The organism is Chloroflexus sp., assembly GCF_049970315.1.
Lineage (GTDB): Bacteria > Chloroflexota > Chloroflexia > Chloroflexales > Chloroflexaceae > Chloroflexus.
Window position 1 is genome coordinate 154091 of record NZ_JBMFNE010000002.1, and the last position, 22199, is coordinate 176289.

At 54.2% G+C, this 22199-nt stretch carries 13 protein-coding genes; 4 read left to right on the forward strand and 9 right to left on the reverse strand.

Annotated features, from left to right (window positions below; genetic code table 11):
- Window positions 1-14: 14 nt before the first annotated feature.
- Entirely contained in the window at window positions 15-1406 is a 1392-nt protein-coding gene (locus ACP5OT_RS01975) for a S41 family peptidase (protein ID WP_424676856.1), read from the reverse strand.
- Between the two features lie 120 nt (window positions 1407-1526).
- Here ACP5OT_RS01975 and ACP5OT_RS01980 point away from each other — a divergent pair, with 120 nt between their 5' ends.
- The 3 genes from ACP5OT_RS01980 (at window position 1527) to ACP5OT_RS01990 (ending at window position 5217) form a co-directional block, all read left to right on the forward strand.
- The gene (locus tag ACP5OT_RS01980; protein ID WP_424676857.1) at window positions 1527-2663 is read left to right on the forward strand and encodes a PLP-dependent aminotransferase family protein; all 1137 of its coding nucleotides are present in this window, start codon (window positions 1527-1529) and stop codon (window positions 2661-2663) included.
- 7 nt (window positions 2664-2670) lie between these two features.
- A complete protein-coding gene (locus ACP5OT_RS01985) occupies window positions 2671-3594 on the forward strand; it encodes an RluA family pseudouridine synthase (protein ID WP_424676858.1) in 924 nt (307 codons plus the stop codon).
- Between the two features lie 93 nt (window positions 3595-3687).
- Complete coding sequence (locus tag ACP5OT_RS01990; protein ID WP_424676859.1) at window positions 3688-5217, forward strand: hypothetical protein; 1530 nt, start codon at window positions 3688-3690, stop codon at window positions 5215-5217.
- 4 nt (window positions 5218-5221) lie between these two features.
- Here ACP5OT_RS01990 and ACP5OT_RS01995 read toward each other — a convergent pair whose 3' ends face one another.
- From ACP5OT_RS01995 to ACP5OT_RS02010, 4 genes are all read right to left on the reverse strand, one after another.
- Entirely contained in the window at window positions 5222-5605 is a 384-nt protein-coding gene (locus ACP5OT_RS01995; RefSeq protein ID WP_424676860.1) for a TIGR04086 family membrane protein, read from the reverse strand.
- Window positions 5606-5637: 32 nt separating this feature from the next.
- Window positions 5638-5895: a hypothetical protein gene (locus ACP5OT_RS02000; RefSeq protein ID WP_424676861.1), complete on the reverse strand. Its 258-nt coding sequence runs from the start codon at window positions 5893-5895 to the stop codon at window positions 5638-5640.
- A gap of 300 nt (window positions 5896-6195) precedes the next feature.
- A complete protein-coding gene (locus ACP5OT_RS02005; protein WP_424676862.1) occupies window positions 6196-6513 on the reverse strand; it encodes a hypothetical protein in 318 nt (105 codons plus the stop codon).
- 77 nt (window positions 6514-6590) lie between these two features.
- Window positions 6591-7316, reverse strand: coding sequence for an ABC transporter ATP-binding protein (locus ACP5OT_RS02010; protein WP_424676863.1), 726 nt, complete (start codon window positions 7314-7316; stop codon window positions 6591-6593).
- Between the two features lie 201 nt (window positions 7317-7517).
- Here ACP5OT_RS02010 and ACP5OT_RS02015 point away from each other — a divergent pair, with 201 nt between their 5' ends.
- Complete coding sequence (locus tag ACP5OT_RS02015) at window positions 7518-10286, forward strand: valine--tRNA ligase (RefSeq protein ID WP_428131173.1); 2769 nt, start codon at window positions 7518-7520, stop codon at window positions 10284-10286.
- A gap of 69 nt (window positions 10287-10355) precedes the next feature.
- Here the strand turns inward: ACP5OT_RS02015 and ACP5OT_RS02020 are convergent, their stop codons facing one another.
- The 4 genes from ACP5OT_RS02020 to ACP5OT_RS02035 form a co-directional block, all read right to left on the reverse strand.
- On the reverse strand, window positions 10356-11192 hold the full coding sequence (locus ACP5OT_RS02020; RefSeq protein WP_428131175.1) for an alpha/beta fold hydrolase: 837 nt from the start codon (window positions 11190-11192) through the stop codon (window positions 10356-10358).
- On the reverse strand, window positions 11189-19540 hold the full coding sequence (locus ACP5OT_RS02025; RefSeq protein WP_428131177.1) for a GAF domain-containing protein: 8352 nt from the start codon (window positions 19538-19540) through the stop codon (window positions 11189-11191). The genes ACP5OT_RS02020 and ACP5OT_RS02025 overlap by 4 nt, the downstream gene beginning before the upstream one ends.
- Before the next feature lie 95 nt (window positions 19541-19635).
- Window positions 19636-20580, reverse strand: a complete 945-nt coding sequence (locus tag ACP5OT_RS02030) for a response regulator (RefSeq protein ID WP_428131179.1) — start codon at window positions 20578-20580, stop codon at window positions 19636-19638.
- A gap of 26 nt (window positions 20581-20606) precedes the next feature.
- Window positions 20607-22103 (reverse strand): multidrug transporter, encoded by a 1497-nt coding sequence (locus ACP5OT_RS02035; RefSeq protein WP_428131181.1) that lies wholly within the window; start codon window positions 22101-22103, stop codon window positions 20607-20609.
- Window positions 22104-22199: the final 96 nt, after the last annotated feature.

The following is a 22199-nucleotide window of genomic DNA, read 5'->3' on the forward strand; positions in this document are numbered from 1 at the left end:
ACAACAATGCAGGTCTACGATGGTCGAATGCGGGCTAGTGCGGCTTGCAGTTGTGGGTCTTGTTCACGCGGGAAGCGCCACCAATCTACTGCGATCAAGACATCAGGGACAACACCGGTTCCCTCGATCAGAGTACCGTCGGGGAGCTGGTAGGCGACTTCAGCCAGGAGAAGCCGTGAGCCATCATCGAAGTTGTAGCCGTACAGGTTTTCGGTATTCCCCGCCGAGGGCACACCAACAATCATCGCTTGACGCAAAACCCGCATCCCCGCGGCAAACATCTCGGCGGCGCTTGCCGTCTCCTCACTGATAAGTACCACAATCGGGATGTCGGTCAGACCGGCGATAGTTTGTCCACGTGGAATGCGCTGTTCTTCACGCTCGTTACGACCTACCGACGCGCCAATACTGCCTCCGTCGTGAAAGAGGGCGATAATGTTGCGCATGATATGAATATAGCCGCCACTGTTATCACGGACATCAATAATCATCCCGCGGACCGGCCCCTCTGCTAACAGATTAGTCAGGGCGTCGCGCGCTTGGCTGTCGGCATTGTCGACGTAGAAGCTCGGGATGGTGAGCAAGCCAACGTCACCGGCGAGCCGTTCGGCAGTAACTCGATTGAACACGGCAATGTCGATCACCGCTCGGACAACTTCAACCTCTCGTAACGGCTCGTTGCCGCGCTTTATTGCCAGCCGGACACTCGTACCGGGAATGCCACGAACTGCCCCAATTGCACCATCTGGGCCGAATGCGTCGGGATCGTTGAACGGAATCCCATTAACGGCCACAATAATATCGCGCGCAAGAATACCGGCTTGGTCTGCCGGTCCACCGGGCACCACGCGGGTGATGAGGCCGCCTTCATCAATGGTTCGCACACTCACACCAATGCCGCCGTATTGTAGTTGACCACTAGCCTCAGCAAGCTGGGCAGCAACTTCTTGCGGAGACTCGAAGCGTGAGTGGTCGTCACCTAAGCGATTGATCATGTCGCGCACAATCCCATAGAATGCTTCCGGTGTAGTGGCAGCTTCAACTTTTGGTTGTAGTTCTTCCCGAATTGCCTGCCAGTCTAATCCGTTGTAGTCAGGGTATACATACTTGTCACGTACCGTTTCCCAGACTTGCTGAAAGATCTGCAGACGTTGGTCACGACTGAGTGGAGCTAGTGTTGGAGTAGGGGCAATCGTTGCAATCGGTTCGGTAGGGGTTGGTGTTGGTGTTCGCGCGAGATCTGATTCACCGGTAGGAGCTGGCGTGGTGCTTGGTAAAGGAATCCGGGTTGCCGGTGCTGCCGGTCGAGCACCGGTGAAGGTAGGGTCTGCGGTGTGCTGCCCAAAGGTACAGCCGCTCATAATGATCGCGGCCAGCAGTATGAGAAGAATATATCGATGGCGCATAGTTTGTCTGATATGTTCGGTATGTCGGCTACTGTTTAACTGTATGATACCATTAGCACAGTCTTACCACGGTGAGAGCTTGCTGAGGAATTGACACCTTTCCATCAAAGAGCAGACCATATGCTACCGGACATCCAATTTTTCCAACGACCGGGCATGATCGAATTCGGTTGGGGCCATCTAGCAGCCGATCTTCTGCCAAGTGATGAGCTGTTGCGGGCTGTAACGCATACGTTAGTGCATGATGCACCGGCGGCATTGACCTACGGCTTTGCACAAGGGCCGGGGCGGTTGCTGCACCTACTCGCTACCCGGCTATCTGTTTCAGAGGCCGAGATAATGATTACCGGTGGCACCTCGCAAGCACTCGATATGCTGTGTAAGTTGTTGACCAAGCCGGGTGATGTCGTACTCGTTGAAGCGCCTACGTACCATTTGGCACTCCGGATCTTTCGTGATTACGGCTTACGCTTTGTCACGGTGCCAAGTGATCAGCAGGGATTGCACGTCACGGCGGTAGCAACGTTAGTTAAGTTGCTACGTAATCGGGGGGAGCGGATTGCCTTTCTCTATCTCGTTCCTACCTACAACAATCCAAATGGAGTCACCTTACATGCCGAGCGTCGGGCCGAATTAGCACGATTGGCAACAGCCCTCGAGCTAACTGTGATTGAAGATGAAGCTTATGCTGAGTTGTGGTACGATGCGCCGCCTCCACCACCGATTACCAGTTTTGCCCCCGGTGGTCCGCTCATCCGCTTGGGAAGTTTTTCTAAGGTATTAGCCCCCGGTCTGCGTATAGGATGGATGCAAGCGCCGGCTGCCATTGTGCAACGTTGTACGCAAACCGGTATGCTCGATAGCGGTGGCGGCGTCAATCATTTCACCGCTCATGTCGTGTTGGCTCTGTTACAGGCCGGTGATTTTGAACCACACCTGCTTCGTCTCCGTGCGGCATTGCGTGAGCGACGCGATACGCTACTGTCGGCGTTAGCACGGGCGATGCCGGCAGGGGTGACGTGGCGGCCACCGCTCGGTGGTTTTTTTGTCTGGCTCCGTACTCCACCCGATGTCGATACTACGGCTTTGCTCGCCCAAGCCGAAGCTGCCGGTGTCTCGTTTATTCCCGGTGCACGGTTCTACGCCAATGGCGGTGGTCGAAATGAGTTGCGCTTGGCGTTCTCGCTCTTACCCGAGGCTGAACTGATCGAAGGCGCGCGCCGATTGGGTCGGGTGGTAAAGCAGGTGATTGGGTAATACGTTCGTGTCATCAGCGATTATCTCACTTGTCATCACTGAATACGAGGCCGGCCAATCACTTGGCGCCATTGTCGCCAATCGGCTCGGTGAACGTGGTCGTCAGGCAGCAATCCGTGGTGGGTTATGGCAACATGGCCGCCGCGTAACTGCCGACACTCCAGCACGTGCCGGTGAGACCCTCTTGGTGCGTTTGCCGCCGGCCGGTGGCTACCGCGATGCTCCCCTCACCTTGAACCATATCATCTACGAAGACGATGATTTGCTCGTGATCAATAAACCACCTGCCTGTTACACTGGCGACACACCGTGGGATACGCAAGGCAGTGTATTGGCCGTGGCAAGGCGTCTGCTTGCCGAGCGTGATGGTCTGGTGCCTACGTTGCATCTCGCTCACCAACTCGATGCCGGTACCTCAGGGATATTGGTCATCAGTAAACATCCACGCGCAAACGCACCTCTGCAAGCCGCTTTCAATAACGGACAAGTAGCCAAACGTTACCTTGCCCTCTGTGCCGGGCATCCGCCGACGGTAACTGAGCTGATTACCGGTCATGGCCGTGCTGCCGCCGGGCGCTGGCGACTGTACGATCAGACTGAGATCGGAAAGGTGTTACCCAACGGTCAGCGGGTCAAACGCGCTCATACCCAGATCGAGTTACGCCGTCAGTATGGCGATATTGCTCTGGTATGGGCTAGGCCACTTACCGGTCGCACCCATCAAATTCGTTTGCACCTCGCCGCCCTCGGCTGCCCATTGCTTGGCGATGAACGTTATGGTGGACCAACAACAGTCGCCGGTATGAAGATACCGCATCCGCTCCTCCACGCCGCCGAGTTGACCCTTCCTCATCCACGCAGTGGTCGGTTACTTAACATCTTCTGTCCTCCACCATCAATATTTGCCATTGTACTGAAGTGTTTTGTCTAGTATTCTGCATTACAAAAGCCGAACGTAAGGTTGAAGTCTGCTTATCATGGTATAATTGTTAAGAATGCTTCAAGCGAGTGACGTTCTACGCAAATGCACAACGATTCCCAACTAATCGCCGCTATTACTGCCATCGTAACTGCGTTGCAGAATCAGGCCCAGGTCGATGCTTCCTTACGTCATCATCTGCGGGTTCTCGGTGAAGCACTGCTGGCAATAGCCGACGATGCGTCGGCCACAGCGGTGTCCGAGCCGGTACAGCCTGACTACGACGAGCCATCTGCATCTGAGACAGTTGCCGGCGAGGAAGAGGTCGTCGCTGCATCTGCATTATCACAGGCTACCTTGCCACGGGCTACTGAAGCAGATGTATTACGCTTAATCGATCACTTTTCCGGGAAGAAAACGTATTTATCTCCACCTACACCAATCCCGAAGTTGGTACCCAATGTTGTTAATGAAGTAGAGTTTCTCACCAGCCTTAGTACCTGTTTATTTAACAAGGCAGCTTATATCAGGCAAGCGCTTGATGAACCGGGATCGGTACCCGACAAAACTGAACCGTGTACGGAGTGGATTGCCAATCAACTTACACAAACACTTACAACACAACGCGACGATTGGGAGGTGTTGGCCGGTTCGTGCGAAGTGGCAGCCATCGTTGTCGACACTCTAAGTGAAATCGTTGACAATCCATCCTTCAAAAAAGAGTTGAAAGAAGGGTTATCCCTTGCCGCTGAAGCTCAATCAGCGCTCTTTGGAGCAGTTCAACGGTTGCGCAAGACGCCCGATCCAACGCAATTACAGCTCTTTGAGTGGTTGCAACGGCGTACCAAGCAAGATGGTATCTACCTTGCTCGCTATATGCGGCGTGCCGATCAGGCCGATCCGAGCCAATGGCAGACACGGCGAGCACAGGTGGAAGAATGGCGTGCGGCTCTTGATCAAGTGATCTACCGCCGTCGACGGCAACGTAAACTCCTAGACAAATTGCGTTATCAGCTCGATCAAGTTCAACTTGGTGACGATGAGCAGTGGCCTAAGGCGCTCCAAACAATTATCGCTTTGATCGATCTTGGCATACCGCCGAGTGATCGTACTCTGCGCCGCTTACTCCTCCCGTTTCGTGAACGACTACACACGGTAAGCGAGGAGGCGCGTCAGTTGGCGTGGGTTGTGCGTGAGTTAGACCGTGCCGCGCTGACGTTACCTGATGGTAAAGAGGTATCAGTTATCGAAGAGGTGCGTGATAACCCATTGGTGAAGCAGGTGGCTGGGCTGTTGCAGAACAAAAGTGTGGTCTTGATCGGTGGTGATGAGCGCCCGCAGATCAAACAGATGATCGAGGAAGAGTTCAAGCTACGTGAACTGATCTGGTGTGATACGCGACCGCATCACAGTTATGTCTTCACCGAACCATTCATTGCCCGGCCAGAAGTTGTCGTGGTTTTGCTTGCCATCCGCTGGGCCAGTCACGGGTTAGGTGCCGTCAAAGACTTTTGTGATCGATACAATAAACCACTGGTCCGCCTACCGGCCGGCTACAGTGTGAGTCAGGTTGCCTACCAAATCTGGGAACAAGCGAGTAGCCGACTCCGCGATAGTTCAGGCGCAGATGAATAATACGTTAACCGATTTTTGATATCTTGTGCATCCGTCCCGCTATTGCCCCACCTAACGCACCGAGGATGCAGCCAAGCACCTGTCCTAGCAGAAGCAATTGTGGTACCTCAATGCCCACATTGGCCAATGCAGCCACCAAAATCCCGACGACCCCCACCAGCAGCCCGTGAATGGCGAACGCATTGTCGGTCAGCCAACCGGCGACAAAGCCACCTAGACCGGTAAGGCTAGCGCCACAGAGGATTAGCAGCACATGGATCGGATTTTGCCACGATGGCTCGGTAAATACAGCACTTTGGCCGGCAGCGATAATTATCACCTGTAAGATGATGGTCAGCGCGAAATCGGCCATAAACCCGGAAATAACCGCCGTCCAACGAATGTTCACGCCGATACCTTATCTACATCGAGTGCAGTTTCTCAGCCGGCCATGTGCCACACAAAGAGGAAGACCAGCAGTGACACTTGTAATGCGTGGGCCACATCATACCGCGCCGTGTTCCAGAACTCCTCTTGACCAAGCCACCACCAAATCCGGTTCAGGCCAGAACGCACTCGAATGTTGCTCTCCCACCGATGAAGATGAGAGACCCGTGCCAAGCGCATTAGACGACGAAAACCGTTGATGAGCGTAAACATCCACGCTCCCGCAACTAATAGTTGCAGTAGCACCTCCATGTAACGTGCTCCTTCGATGAATGTGATGATGAGAAGATGGGTTTATGAGCGCCGGCGCTGGCGCGGAGTGACAGTATGATCACCCCTTTTATAGTATGCACCGAGTTTGCTCGAAAGCGCAAGGGTGGAGTATGAAAAATTTCCCAACGACGAAGTGAAGTATCTCCCAATCAGCGATACTTCTCTCGTTCGTTGCATTCTCGTATATTAGAGCGAGACCGACAGATAAGGCGGGGTTTGCGGCAGATGAACACGATGAATTAACGTCGTCTACATGACGACCTCATCGCGACCTGTCCCTCACCGATCATCATCGTCGCCGGCGATTCGTCGCATCTGCGCGGCAATCGCTGCTGCACCGAGCAAGGCCAGCGTTGAACTGCACACTATCAGCATGAGCCAGGTTGCATAGCGACTCAGCAACGCGCTGATCAGCCCCATCAGCGACGGCGCCGGTTCTTGAACGAGGCGAGCCAAGGATGTATCGGTAATCGTCCATGACGTGTAATGAGGTGGCACAGATGATACACAGGCGTTGACTACGCCGGTTGGTGTGATGAAGACCATCACGGCGATAGTGCTGACGAGCAGAACATGGCTCAGATAATATTGCAACATACCGTAGAATCCCCCGCGTAGCAGTTCTACGGACCTATGATACCATGTTCAGCTCGCCAGGCGATCACAGCTCACACTCATCCTGTTGCCAGCTCACGCCACGCAATCGTGCGGTTCGTTACCGGTCGGTCGTCGGCAATCAGACCATCTCGCACGCTAATAATCCGCTCGGCATGTTGGGCTACATCGTGCTCGTGTGTCACGAGAATGACGGTGATGCCCTGTTCAGCATTGAGCCGCTGAAAAATACCCATGATCTCGGCACCGGTATGTGAGTCAAGCGCACCGGTCGGCTCATCGGCCATAATGATCCGCGGCTCATTGACCAATGCTCGCGCAATCGCCACGCGCTGTTGTTGCCCGCCCGACAGCTCATTAGGCCGGTGGTGCAGTCGGTCTCCCATACCCACCGCTTCCAAAGCGCGCCGTGCCCGCTTTTGTCGATCTGGCCGTCCCCGTCCGTACAGCATCGGCAGCTCGACATTCCGCAAAGCGGTAGTTCGTTGTAACAGCATGTACTGCTGAAACACAAAGCCGATCTTCTCATTACGGATGATCGCCAGCTCATCGTCACTCAGTTCACCAACATTCACCCCTTCCAGTAAGTATTCACCTGACGTTGGCCGGTCGAGACAGCCGATGATGTTCATCAACGTACTCTTGCCGCTCCCCGACGGTCCCATGATCGCTACCATCTCCCCTTGGTTGATGGTAAGCGATATGCCGCGTAAAGCGTGTACTTCCGTCTCGCCCATGACGTAGACTTTCGTAATATTGTTCAGTTGAATCAGAGGTGGTGTCATCGCCGGTTTATTCCTTTTATACGGTCAAAGCTGCTCGTTTATACTAACCTGCTCAACGTTGATTCGGTTACCCTATCACTGTACATACCTCATAATCATTGTACCTGACATTCATCTGCTTACTCCGCCATCATTGCACCAAAAAGACTGGTATAATAGTGCAGATATGACGTTCGTTTGTGTGATTTTGTTGAGGAATCTATGACCGATCCGACTGCTGCCCGCCCACTTGAGATGGCCAAAGCCTATGAACATCGCCTCGTCGAGCAGCGGCTTTACGATTGGTGGGAACGTAGTGGCCTTTTCGCGCCGCGTGATGATGCTCCCCGACCACCGTTTGTTATCTCGATACCACCCCCCAACGTCACCGGTGAGTTGCATCTTGGCCACGCGATGTTTGTCGCGATTGAGGATCTCATGATCCGCTGGCGTCGTATGCAAGGCTATCAGACGCTATGGGTGCCTGGTACTGACCACGCCGGGATTGCGACCCAGATGCAGGTCGAAAAGCTGCTCGAACGCGAAGGTACATCGCGGCAGGCAGTAGGGCGTGAAGAGTTTCTACGCCGCACGTGGCAGTGGAAAGAGAAGTACGGTGGCGAGATTACTCGTCAGTTACGTCGGCTGGGGGCGTCGTGTGATTGGTCACGCGAACGCTTTACTCTTGACCCCGGCCTCTCGCGTGCGGTCCATACCGCTTTTAAGCGCCTGTATGACGATGGCCTGATCTATCGTGGTACGTATCTCGTTAATTGGTCGCCAAAGCTGCAAACGGCGGTGAGCGACCTTGAGGTCGAATACGAGGAACGTAACGTCTCAATTTGGTATGTGCGCTACCCGATCCGTACCGCTACGTGGACCGGTCCAACTGCGCCGTGGGGGTCGGGTCAGTGGGCTGCCGGTGCTACCGAGTTTATTACTGTTGCCACTACTCGCCCTGAAACGATTTTAGGCGATACCGCGGTGGCTGTCTCACCCGGTGATGCACGCTACGCCCATCTTGTCGGCAAAGAAGCGATCTTGCCGGCTTTGGGCCGTCCTATTCCAATTATCACCGATGAATATGTCGATCCGGAGTTCGGTTCGGGTGCGGTCAAGATTACGCCCGGTCACGACAAGAATGATTATGAGGTCGGCAAACGCCATAATTTGCCGATGATTAACATCATGAACCCCGATGCGACCATTAACGAAGCGGGTGGTCCTTACGTCGGGCTCGATCGCTTTGCGTGTCGTAAGGCGATTCTGGCCGATCTTGAGCGAGAAGGTTTGCTGGTTAAGACCGAACCACACAAGATGAACATCGGGATTAGTCAGCGTGGTGGTGAAGTCATCGAACCGCTTCTCTCCGAGCAGTGGTTTGTTCGGACTAAGCCGCTCGCCGAGTTGGCTATCGCTGCGGTACGGGATGGTCGTGTGCGAATCGTTCCTGAACGATTCGAGAAGGTCTATTTTCACTGGCTCGAACATATCGAAGACTGGTGTATTTCGCGCCAGCTCTGGTGGGGCCATCGGATTCCGGTTTGGTATCTCCCCGATAGCTCTATCGTGGTGCCCGGCCCCGATGAGCCACCGCCTGCCGATGGTGTCCAAGACCCCGATGTGCTCGATACATGGTTCAGCTCCGGTCTGTGGCCGTTTAGTACGCTCGGTTGGCCTGACGATACCGAAGATTACCGCCGGTTCTATCCGACCAGCGTGATGGAGACCGGCTATGATATCTTGTTCTTCTGGGTGGCGCGGATGATGATGATGGGTTGCTACCTTACCGGTCAACCACCATTCCACACCGTCTATCTGCACGGCCTCGTGCGTGACGAACACGGACGCAAGATGTCGAAGTCGTTCGGGAACGTCATCAATCCGCTTGAGGTCGTCGAGCAGCACGGCTCCGATGCGCTGCGCTACACCCTGGTAACGAGTGGTACGCCTGGCCAAGATGTTAATCTCAACCCACAGCGGATTGAAGCGGCGCGTAATTTTGCTAACAAGATTTGGAATATTACGCGGTTTGTGATCGGTAAATTGGGCGATCTGCCCCGTACCGACAGTGTGAAGATTACGCCAGAGATGCTGCACCGCGAGGAGTTTACCCTTGCCGATCGCTGGATTCTCTCGCGCTATGCCTATCTGGTAGCCGAGGTGGATCGGTTAATGGAAGGGTACAACTTCGGTGAAGCCGGTCGTCAAATTCACGACTTCCTGTGGGGTGAGTTTGCCGACTGGTATGTCGAGGTTGCTAAGGTGCAGCTTGAAGGTGATGCCCAACGGGTTAACCTCACCCGGCGCGTGCTCTTTACCGTGCTTGATGGTAGCTTACGACTGCTCCATCCCTTTATGCCCTTCGTGACCGAAGAGGTGTGGCAATATCTCACCGAAGCCTACCAACAGCCCGATCCTACTCCCACCACGCCCTATGCCGAATTGGGTCGGCGTACCCTGAGCTATGCAGCTTATCCAACACCGCTTGCAGGAATGCGCGACGAGGCGGTTGAGGACGATTGGGCGTTGGTGCAAGAGCTGATTGTGGCCATTCGGAATGTACGCAGTGAGTACAAAGTTGAACCGGCAAAGTGGATTGCAGCTACAGTTGTCGCAGGCGAACGCGCTGAGCTGTTCCGTGCTCAGACTTCGTTGATCAGCCGATTGGCCCGCGTTGCTGCCGACGAACTCACCATCGTTACCGATCTTGTCGAACGTCCACGTCAAGCCGCGTCAATTGTGATCGGCACCGTCGAATGTTTCCTACCGCTGGCCGGTCTCATCGATATTGCTGCAGAACGCGACCGTCTCCAAAAAGAACTGGCCCAAGCCGAGACAGACGTTGCCCGTCGTAGCGCTCGGCTTGCCAACGAGAGCTTTGTCAGCAAAGCTCCACCGCACGTTGTCCAAAAGGAGCGCGAGGCGCTTGCAGCGGCAGAGGCAGCGGTAGCCCGTCTACGTGAGCGAATTGCCGAGCTTGAGGCGTAGTGCATGTACAACATTGCAGCGACGTTGCCCGGCAACGTCGCTGCAACAGTGTTCTCCTCTTCGCATCCGCTACAGATATTCACGTTGATTCACCCGTCGCCGCCACTCTTCTTTTATTTCAATCGCCGTTCCCTGTGAAACCAAGAAATCGAGTAACATACGGCCAAACGTATTGGCCTGCTCGAGGAAGGGGAAGTGGCTAGCTTTCGGTAACACCAGCAACTGAATTGGGCGCTCGGCCAGCTCGTTAAGAAATGCGGCGTGCGCCGGATTGACCATCGGATCTTTGCCACCGTATACCGCCAGCAATGGTGTCTGTAACGAAATAATGTGAGGACGCAGGTCTGTCTCGAGCAACGACTCGTGAACCTGGTTTAACACATGTTCGCTCAGGCTGATCGTGTCTTCCTCAATCTCCTGCTGAATCTCGGTGTCCGCTACCTGTAACGAGCGTACCATCCGCGCCCAACCGTTCTGGTTGGTGTTCATGCCTAGCAAGCGAGAGAGCGTCCCCGGCTTGATATGTTGGGCCAACACTTGGCCGTGGAGGGGAGTAGCGACGGTCAGCAATCGGTTGAACCGCTCTGGATGTTGGTAAGCAGCGATAATCGCCACCATCCCTCCCATCCCATGCCCAACCAACGTCGTTCGGGCAATCCCCAGCCGATCCATAAACTGCATCAGCATCGCAACATATGTCGGTACCGAAAACTGATCACCGCGCCGGTCGCTCTCGCCAAAACCCCAGAAATCGAACGCATAGGCGCGGTACCGTTCGGAAGCAAGATCCATGATCGGTACCCAATACCGCCACGAGCCGATCCAGCTATGCAGGAAGATGATCGGCTGACCGCGCCCGAATACTTCGTAGTGGGCGAGCCGATTGTCGAGGTGGATAACACTCATATCTCCACCTCCTCGTGATTGTCGGTAGTTATCGTTTGCTGGAGTGGGATGGCAAACGAGAACGTACTGCCTTTACCTAGCTCGCTGGTCACCCAGATCTCGCCACCATGCATCTCTACCAGTTGCTTGGCGATACTCAGGCCCAAACCGGTACCACCGGCAATATCACGCAGTGGGTTGTCGGCGCGGTAGAAGGGGCGGAAGAGCTTCTTCACCTGCTCCGGTGACATTCCAACACCGGTGTCTTCCACTTCAATTTGCATCATGTTCGCTCGATTAACGAACGCTCGAACGGTAATCGAGCCACCTTCATAGGTGTATTTCACCGCGTTCGAGAAGAGGTTGAAGATAATTTGACTGACCCGCTTCTGGTCGGCAATAACCGGTGGTAGGTCCGGCGAGGCATCGATCCGCACTATCATGCTCTTGCGCTCGTATTCCAATCGTAGCGATTGGACTACTTCCTCGATTACGGTTGGAATATTAACTTGCGTGAAAGTGAGCTTCTTCTTCGAGTCGGGCCGTGAGAACTCGAGAATGTCTTCGATGAGGGCGCGGAGTCGGTTGGTGTTATTTTTGATAATGTTCAGATAACTGAGTTGATCTGACGTCAGGTTCAGACTGGCCGTAAGCAGCAGGACATCGACATACCCTTTGATCGCCGTCAACGGTGTACGTAGCTCGTGGCTGACGTCCGAGATAAACTGACGTTTCTCCTTGTCTGCCTCAATTTCGCGGGTAATGTCGCGTAACACGGCCACGGTGCCGTAATCGGTGTCAAGTCCACGTACCGGTGCGATGTTCACCGCGATCACCTGTGTCGGATCGGTTAAGTCAATTGACGTGCTAAAGATACCTTGGGTCTCGCGCATCCGGCGTAGGCCGTGCAAAATGCCTTGGTAAATCGTCTGCCCACGTCGGCGGCTGATGTCGTCGTTACCAACCTCGGCTAAATGAGCGAGGGGTTGACCGAGAACAAGGTCGGCTGCAATATCGAGCATCTGCTCCGCAGCTGGGTTGAACAGCGTAATCTGATTCGTCGTATCGAGAACAATAACACCTTCCGTCATCGAGCGGAAGATAGCGGCACTCTTCGACGACTCGGCACGCTGCTCTTCGAGGAGCACGGCATTGCGGAACGCCAGATCGTTCACGAAACCGTAAAGCTGGGCATTATAGACGGCAGCAGCGATCACACTCGCAATTGTGCCGAGCAGATTCATTTGCGAATCGCTGAAGTAATCAGGTTGCGGGCTAGACAGAATGATCACACCAATAGTAGTATCACCTGTCTGCAATGGGACACCGGCAACCGAACGGACTGTATTAGCGCGATCCCCTTCCTGAACCCAACGCGGATCCTGCGTAACGTCACGGATGTTCACCGGTTCTTGGTGCTGCATAATCCAGCCCGCCAAGCCCTCGGTATTGTTCGCGAATCGTAGCGGAACATTGGCTGCTTGCACCTGCCCACGACCGTGCAACACTGCGCGGCAGATTAACGCTCCACTTTCCACATCACGCAACATGAGCGACCCGCGATCCACGTGTAGACTGTCGGAGATCAATGCAAGCGCCCGCTGAATGATCAAGTCGAGATCGAGTTGAGTCGTCAGTTCTAGGGCAATTCGGTTGACTGCCTCGAGGCGTTCCTTCTCTTCCGACAGCAACTGGGTCGCTTGTTCGAGTTCGGCGGTGCGTTCACGCACACGCGCATCGAGATCGGCCGCGAGGTTGCTAATTTGATCGAACAGACGCGCATTCTGGATGGCTTGGCTTGCTTGGCTGGCGATGGTAAATACAACCGCTAATGCCTCATCATCGTAGGCAGCCGGTTCAAGATCGTGAACCGTCAATACACCCACGAGTTCATTATCAACCAGCAGCGGCGCTCCGATCCATGCACCATCACACCAGCCCAGTCGGCGTAATTCGTGAAAGCGCGGATCGCGATACGTATCGGCGATCAGGATCGGCTGATGCTCAATCGCCATCGATTGGAAGAGACTACTATTTTCGAGGATCAAGGTGCTATTAACCGGTAGGGTACAAGTTGTGCCACGCACCTCGACTACTCGTAGATCACCGTACCCCTCGTCACGCAGGAGCACTGCTGCGCTATCGTAGGGGACGATCTGCTGCAACTGTTCGAGGACGAGTGTCTGAATCTCGCGTAACGCAAGGGTTGACGTAAACGACTGGGCTATTTCACGCAACATGTCCGCCTGTCGTCGCCGTTTTTGCTCGACGGCGAAGAGTTGCGCGCTCTTCAGTGCCTGTGCCGCTTGGTTGGCCAAGATTGAGAGCAGTGAAATTTGGTGCTGGGTCCATTCAAAAGGTTTCCGCATGCCAACCCAGATCACAGCGAGGCGTTCTTCGATTGGCCCAACCGCAATGCCCAATGCGCTACGTACACCGAGCTTCAATGCATGGTGCCCACCGTCATCGAACTCAGCTAGATCGCTAATGGCAATCGGTTGATCGCGTCGTAACAAGGCGGCAGTCAGACCGTCGCTCCGAAAATCAATGTGAATGTCTTCACGGAATTCAAGGCCATCGATGAGGATCTGGCGCTCAATATTCCCACGCCGGTCGATTCGAAGCACTGCTCCCAGTTCGGCACGCAGCAGGCGCACTGCTGCATCGGCGATAAGCATCTGAATCGTGTCAGGTTCGAGTGTGCCCGATAAGCTCTGCGACACCTCGAACAGGGTGCTCATTTCACTCGCATTTTGGCGGGTTTCGGCAAACAGGCGGGCGTTGTTGAGTGCAACAGCCGCCTGATTCGTTACCGTCGTGACGAAACGCAGATCGTTTTCGTCAAAGGCATATTGCGTATAGCTCTGGATATTAATCACACCTAGTACCTGATCGCTGTAGATAATGGGAACGACCAGATACGACTCCTCGATGGCCGATGTATCGCCGATTCGCCCTTCATCGATCAGCAGACCCATCGCACGGGCGGCAGATGCTGTGCCAAGTAAGAGCGGGCGACGGTTTCGGATGACCCATCCATTTGTTCCATAGCCAAGTGGTTGCGGCTCAAGTGTAATTCGTTGACCGCGGTCGTAGGCAATCGGATAGCTAATCGTATTAGTCGCTTCATCGTAGAGGGCGATCAGCGACGTGCTCACATCGATAATTTCACCGATTCCGGCGTGCAATCGTTCGATCAGTTCAATAACATCAAGCGAAGCGTTTACTTCAGCACTAATTCGGTTAATAATTGTCAGCTCATTGATACGTCGCTCACGCTCCTCAAACAGGCGCGCATTTTCCAACGCTGTTGCCGCCTGATTGGCCAGACCGGCCAGCAATAACATCTCATCGTTCGTAAAGCGACGTCGGTAATTGGTCATCACACTGAGCACACCGATAATTTGCTCGCGGTAGATGACCGGTACACCCATAAATGAGATGAGATTATTGCGCTGCTGGTAGTTGGGGTAGAGCGATCCGCCCTCTTCATTCACATCTTCGATGATCAGGGGCTGACCGGTCTCGGCTACCCGTCCGGTGAAGCCCTGACCGATAGGTACGCGCATCCTACGCCCCTGCTCAGACGGAATACCATCGAGGGCTGCCGGTGTGAGGACATTGCCTTCGCTGATCGTCCATAGTGCTACTGTCGTGACATTAAACTGACGGCTGACCAATTCCATCAGTTTATTGAGCACCTCTTGCGGGCGGAGCAGCGACGACAAGATCCGAGCAGCGTCGAGCAGCGTTGATAGTTCGCTGACCTTCTGCCGGGTAGCCTCAGCACTCCGCTGCGCTTCAGCAGTTGCACGGGCGCGTGCAATGGCGGTACTCGTCTGGTTGGCCAGGGTCTGGCACAACTCGAGGACTTGCGGCGAGAACGTACCCGTTCGTCCGACAAAGTCAAGCCCAACTGTACCGATCACTTCGTCATCCAAGATGATCGGTATGATACCAATGGAACGAATATCAAGTGCACGGAATATAGCATGCGACGGTGCGAACAGTGGATCGTTTTGCGCATCTTCTGAAACCAGCGGTCGTTTCTCGCGGTCGAGCCAATCAACCGAAGGATTGTCGAAGAGTTGGATGCGCAGTTGATCGAGCAGTCCACTATCGACAAACTCGGCGACGGCCGGTGCATAGCCGCTTTCACGGTCGTAGATCACTATCCGTGCCTGATCAACCCCCGTCGCGGTCGCCATTGCATTTACGATCTCTTGGTAAATGGCTTTGAGATCGGTCAGTGCATTGGTTTTGGCTGCAACCCGGTTGATCAATGCCAGTTGCTCAACTTGCGTTTGCGCGCGCTCGAGGAGGCGAGCATTCTGAACGCCGAGCGCTAATTGGCTGGCAACCGTCGTCAGGAAAGCGCGTTCCCGCTCGTGGTAGATACCGGGAGTGTAGCTCATCACCGCCAGCACACCAACGACCGTCTGGTCCCCGATCAGCAATGGCACGCCGAGCCATGCTGCCGAGGGACGTTCACTCCCAAAACGTACCGGCTGAAAACCGGCTTCGGTAGCCTCAATACTAAGATCGGTAAATTGTAAAGGCTGGCGGGTCTGAATAATTCGTTCGGTCAGGCTCCCCGGTTTAGGTGGCTGGCGATGCTCGGTAAATGACTCAACCCCTTCGTTGACTTCGTAACACAACGTCATCTCGCCACTTTCCGGTTCGTACAAAAATGCGACAAATGAGTCGAGGGAAAGGAAGTGGCGTAACTGCTCGTACACATCGCGCAGCATTTGCCGTTGATCGAGCGTTGCCGCGATGATTTGCCCGATTCGGTTAATAATGTTCAGCTCGCGAATCCGTTGTTCACGATCGGCGAAGAGACGAGCATTTTCAAGCGCGATGGCGAGTTGGTTGGCCAGTGCGGCTAAAAAGCGTAAGGTGCGTTCAGAAAAGGCGGCGGCGGTTTCACTCTGTAACGATAGAACGCCGATCACCGCTCCTTGGCTGATCAGCGGCACCCCGATCCATGAGCGTACCTGCCGACCCTCTTCAACTAACAGGAGCGACTGACTGCGCAGATCGGTTGCTGGCAAAAGGTCATCGATCCGAAGTGGCTTACCCTCATCAATAATCTTAGCAGTTAGTCCTTGCTTTGGTGTGATACGCTTATGGTATTCAGGAACTGTCACACCACGTTGCTTAAACAGCTCAAAGCGTATCGTTTCTTGCTCGGCATTGTAGCTAGCGATGTAGAAGAAATCCGGTATGCCGAGGAACGCTGCAATCTCTTCATAGACACGCTCAAGTAAGATGTCGAGGTCGGTTGTCGAAGTTGCTGCGGCGCCAACGTGGAAGAGTGCCGCCATTTCCTCGGCCCGGTCGCGAGCTTCCTGTAACAGCAGATGGTTTTCAATCGCAATAGCAGCTTGATCGGCAAAAATCTCAAGTGGTTCGACCATCCGTGCTGTTGGGCGTTGCCGATCTTCGGTATCACTGGCGAAGATCATCCCCAACAACATCCCATTGGTCGAATAAAGTGGTACGCACAGCCGGTCGTTCAATTGCCATTCGTGCTCAGCCCGCTCATCGCTGAATGGGTGATAGTCAAATATACTCGTGTCGAACCCGGCTTCCAGTACGCGAGCCTCCGTAGCCGGCACAAAGTATGTTCGTCCGAGCCGGAAGCGTAGGTCAAGATAGCGCGTCGCCAGTGTTAACGCCAATGGATGTTCGACCAAGCGCGCTTGTTCCGATAAAGGAATACCGGCAGCCGCCTCCAGATAGAGGTGATTCGGATCATCGGGCCGCGCAAGACAGAACATGACGGTCCGTAGACCGAGCGCTTCAATGATGCTGTACCCGATCTGCTCAAGCACACTCGGCAGCGACTGATCGGCGCGCAGGGCCTGCCCAATCTCCAACACGTCTTTGAGAATATCGGCTCGCCGCTGGAGCATTTTGGCCATATGCTCCAGCTCGAAGTAGTGCTGGGCATTCCCGATCCCAATCGCCGCCTGGTGGGTGAGGGCACGGAGAAACTCAGCCGCGTCGTGGTCGAAGTAGTGCGGTTGTTCCGCAAGCAACAACACTACTCCGTACACACTACCCTGGTAGAAGATGGGTGCTGCCAGCGCTGAACTAGCGTTCGGGCAAAGTAATGCACTGCGCTCATCTTCACTGAGGTAGTCGCCGATCGCAATCTCCCGACGAACGATTGACTCTTGGGCAGTATGTACATCTTGCTCAATCGTGCTACCGAGCAGTCGGGTACGTAGTTGCGGTGCGTAGCCAATGACTTCGACAATCACAAATGCACCGTCTTCACTATCAAGGTCGGTGGTCAGTGATCGGTGCAACAATTCGGTCATTGAGCGGCCACCATTGGTCGACTCCGAGGAATTTACTCGTAATGCGATCAAACCGTGACCGGCGCCGGTAGCGCGTAGTGCTTGCTCAAGTACAAAGGCAAGAATCTCGTTTTGGTTGAGAGTAATCGCTAACTGACTACCGATCCGTTGGAGCGCGCGCAGTTGTTCGATGCGTAAGCGCAAGCTGCTATCAACTTGTGCAAATCGGCTAGCATTGGCGATGGCACGTGCCGATTGACCAGCAATAATGCTCAACAACCGCTCATCTTCGGCGCTAAAGGCTCCCGCTTGCGTCGAAATGAGCTCCAACGCACCCAAGAGTGTGTTGCCACTCCGCAACGGCATGCCCAAATAGCTTTGGGCAGGCATATCGTTAGCAAGGATCAGAATACAGGCATTATCAAGTGCCCCCAACCACACCGGCGGTTGGGAAAGATTTCCGATCCGCAGCGGTCGTTGATGGCGCGCGATCCACAAACTCAGGACATCACCCTCACCACCAACCTGACACCGCAATCCATGCTGGAAAGCGATGCGCATCGTCTGGTAGCGTTCGTCGTACAGGGTAATCCGGGCACCACTGAATCGGACGAGCTTAGCAGCACCGGCTATCGTCGACTCCAGTGTTTCATCGAGCGAGAGATCGGCAGCAAGCGACTCACTAATCTCCTGGAGCCGTTCGAGTTCACCGGCACGTTGTTGAGCTGCATCGTACAACCGCCGGTGTTGTACGGTGGTCGCGATCTGCGCGCTCAGCACCTGTAATAGGTTGCGCTCAATCTGATCGAGCATATAGCTCGAGGCAGCGTAGCCCATCGCCAAAAATCCAACAACCTGCTCTTTGCTCCGTAGTGGTGTCAACCAAAGATTTTGGCAACCAAACATTGTTGCATGAGCAGCTATCGGATTATCTTGCGCGATCAGCGGCGTGTTGGCTATCAGAACCGGCTCGCTTCGCTCCATGAACGCTGTGAGTGCCGGAGTCAGGGTAATGGTATCAAAGCTGCGCACACCACTGAGGTGTTCACTGTGCACAGCAATCGTCTGAGCTTGATTTTGACGGTTCGGATCGATCAAGTACACCGCCCCGAAATCGGCGTTGAGCGCTAATGCCATGTTCTCGGTTGCCCGTGCAATGGTCTCTTCGATGACCAACCCCGATCCGATCTCAAGACTGTTCTCGTACAATACGAACAGTTCACGAGCATGCCGACTTTCGTGTTGTTGTAACGACGTGGTGTGCAGCAAGAGCGCAAGCGGACGGGCTAACGATGAGATGGTGAGTTCCGCATCGGGTCCGGGATCGATGAGGATCAGTAATCCAACTAACTCAACTCCAACACTGAGGGGTTCGACCAGCATCGGCCATTCAGTTGGGACGCCACGACGCGACAAATGATACTGCCAGGTACCATGCTGACCGGTCTGAAACGTGATCGCTTCGGCAATGGCCTCATTGTCGCCAATCGCCAGTCGCGATGGAAACACCGTACTGCCTGCACTACTTACTGCTCGTGAAAGGGTCTGCTCATTGAAGTTAATCCAGTACAGGGCGAGTGCTTTCGCCGGCAACAAGCTGCATGCTTCACGACACAGTTGCTCAAGTGCAGCCGTCATATCACCAAGGCCGGCCTGCTCTAGGGTTGCATAGCCGAGGGATCGCAACCGTTCGATGCGCTCGGCCAGTTGGGATCGTTGCCAGATGCTGAGGAGGGTCGTAATTTGAGCGGTCAGTGCTTTGGTGAATGCCGGATCGAATGTTGCCGCTAAGGTAAGCCGGCCATAGTGATGGTTCGCATCGCGGAGGTCGAGGGCATAGCCATTCGTTGGCGCATCACCCCATGTCACGCTGACCAGCTCGCGCTCACCGGCCAATAACGTCAAGCGCCCGCCGACGCCAAGGTGCCGTTCGAGCAACTCACCGATCAGGCGGCACAACGCTTCCGGCTCGGTACCACCAAGCGGTTGTTGACTATGTAGGGCCAATTGGGTAAGGAGTTCCCAACCTTGGGTTGGGGCTCCAGTGACCGTCGTATCCATGGCCTCGCTCTTGCTAACCGGTTGGGGCTGCATTGACTGCTACATATACCTAAACGAATACAGGGCGCTGTTTTTACAGAATGCCAAACCGTATATTAAGAGCGGCCATACACTACGAAACTACGCTTACCTTGTTCACGTGCCTGTACCAATGCACGCTGACGTACCTCCTCTGCCACCTCACTCAGCTCACGAATATCAGCAAAAGGGCCATCATTGTGAGTTAGTACACCGATAGAGAGCGACATCAGTGGAGCCTGCCGTGGTTCACCGGTTTCATCAACAAACTCGATGTAACCCTGTTTCCGGTGACGGTAGTTGTAGTGTAGGCCAATTTCGTCATCAAATCGGGCAATAATCCGTTCACAGATGGCTTGTGCGCGTTCGGGAAGGGTCGTGATCAAGAACGATTGCCCAACCGATTGTTGACCGACAAACTCCTCATTGCCACCCAGCTCACTCACCACTTCATTGAGCATGAGAGCAACAAAACGTAACACATCTTCGCCAACAACAGCACCATAGACATTGGTAAAGGTCTCAAACCCGTTAATATGCACATTTATGAGCGCCCAATGTGATGCAGTAAGAAGTTGCCGTAGCTGATCATTCAGTAACTCGGCGGTTGGCAAATTCGTGACGGGGTGCAGTTGGTTGCGCCGGCGAGCTTCTTCAAGCTGATTCTTGACGATTGTGTGAACCTCTTCAATATCGAACGGTTTTACGATGTAGTATTGCGCCTGAACTTCTCCCAACCCGATCAAACGATCACGCCGTTCACCGCGTGCGGTCAGAAAAATAATCGGGATATGACGAGTGCGCGGGCTTGCACGCAAGGCTCGTCCCACATCGTACCCCTCCATATCGGGCAGGTTCACATCGAGCAGGGCCAGATTTGGCGGTGTCTTACTGCAAATCTCTAGCGCCTGTTGACCGCGCAAGGCTGTGTAGACCTCGTATCCCTGGGCAGTGAAATAGATCTTCAACAGGCTTGAGATGTCTGGCTGGTCCTCAACCACGAGGATACGTTCCTTGCTCACAGTCGATTCTCCTTGCGATGCGGCGGCTATGACCGCTGGCTCGCACTAATGTGCTCGGGCAGGCGACCATTTCCGGTAGGTTGACTTAGACGAAATGTGCTCATCTGAACCGGTGGCTCGCTATCAGCGGGCGAGCTAGGGTTGGAGTGTGCCGGATCATAATAGACGTTCGGCCAGTGGTAGATAATGCGCCGTGGTTCACCAGTTGCTTCATCAACGTCGTTCAGATCGTGTCCGGGTACCGTCTTTCGTATCAGATTCATCTCATTATCAAAGATGATCACTGCATTTGATTCTATCATACGTCCGGGGTAGACCACAAATCCACTGCCGAGTTTTACGTTGTGACCAACCGCCGAACCCAACACCGGCATATTAACTTCCATCGGAACACCGTCATGAATAACCTTGATCGGCTCACCTTGCAAGTTGAAATCGGTGAAGACGTTATTCGCACCGATGAAGGTATTGCGGCCAACCACACAGAGTTGGAGCGTGCTATTCTGGGCCACCATGCTATTTTCCATCAGTACCGTCATAAATAGACCGGCGTTGAACGGCAAAAAGCAGCGGTCACTTACCACACTCAGCATAATTTGTGACCCTTGCATAATATTGACGTTGTTGCCGATATAGCTATTGGCAATGACTACTCCCGGCCCGATATAGACATCATCACCGATTACCGTAGGCCCGTGGATGATCGCTGTCGGATCGATAGAGCAGCGTTTCCCGACTTTGACCAGCGCACGCGAGGCGAGAAAGTGATTACGCCACTGCTCTTCAAGTGGGTTAATCTTCTCCCAAAATGCCTTAAGTGCGAAGGCAATTTTGCCTGGAAATAAGCGCCAATCTTCCGCCGTCCACTTAGGAAGGTTCTTCAACCGTGCCTTGCTCATCCGCACGTCAAGCGCGGCAGCCCACGAGAAGACCCCCATTAACACGTTAGCCATTAAGACGTGGAGCCAGCTCTCAATCGAGACAAAAGCCCGAATTGGAATCTGATAGGTCAGATCCCCTTTATGCGCCATATAACTAGGGATACGGTAATATCCCATCTCATGGCTGAGCGTGTCAATGACGAGCGGCTGTGCCTGGGTCAGATCGTTCACACCGGCGGGGAGATAGTAGAGATCGGCAACGTAATAATCACCGACCCGCCGAATATGGTGCGAGAGCTGCGTTGCGTGACGCTCGATGCTCGGATCGCCCTTCTGACCGGTAGCCGGGTTACTGGCTTTGAACGCAATCTGTGCCGCTGTCCCCCGTTTACGCGCTTCATGAATGAAGGTGTCGATCAGCTCAGCATTGAAGAAGAGATTATCACGGTACACGATGCGCTCGTCGTGAGCCGATAACTCAGAGACCTCGGCTAATTGGTCGATTTCAACTGCACTTTTACTGTACGCCTTCAATAGATCACGCTGCAAAAGCCAGAGCGGCTTGTTGAGGATGCGCAGTTCACGGGCAGGCTCAGCGAAGGGCGAGATGAGTTTTGGGTCGCGCAGAATGATCCGCTCCATCGAACGAGTCCTTTCTGCCGTTGTCGGCGCGGAATAGTTCAATCATTTGCTGGTACTATAGGCTGTAGCTCCTAGAGACTCAAGGCGTACAGATTA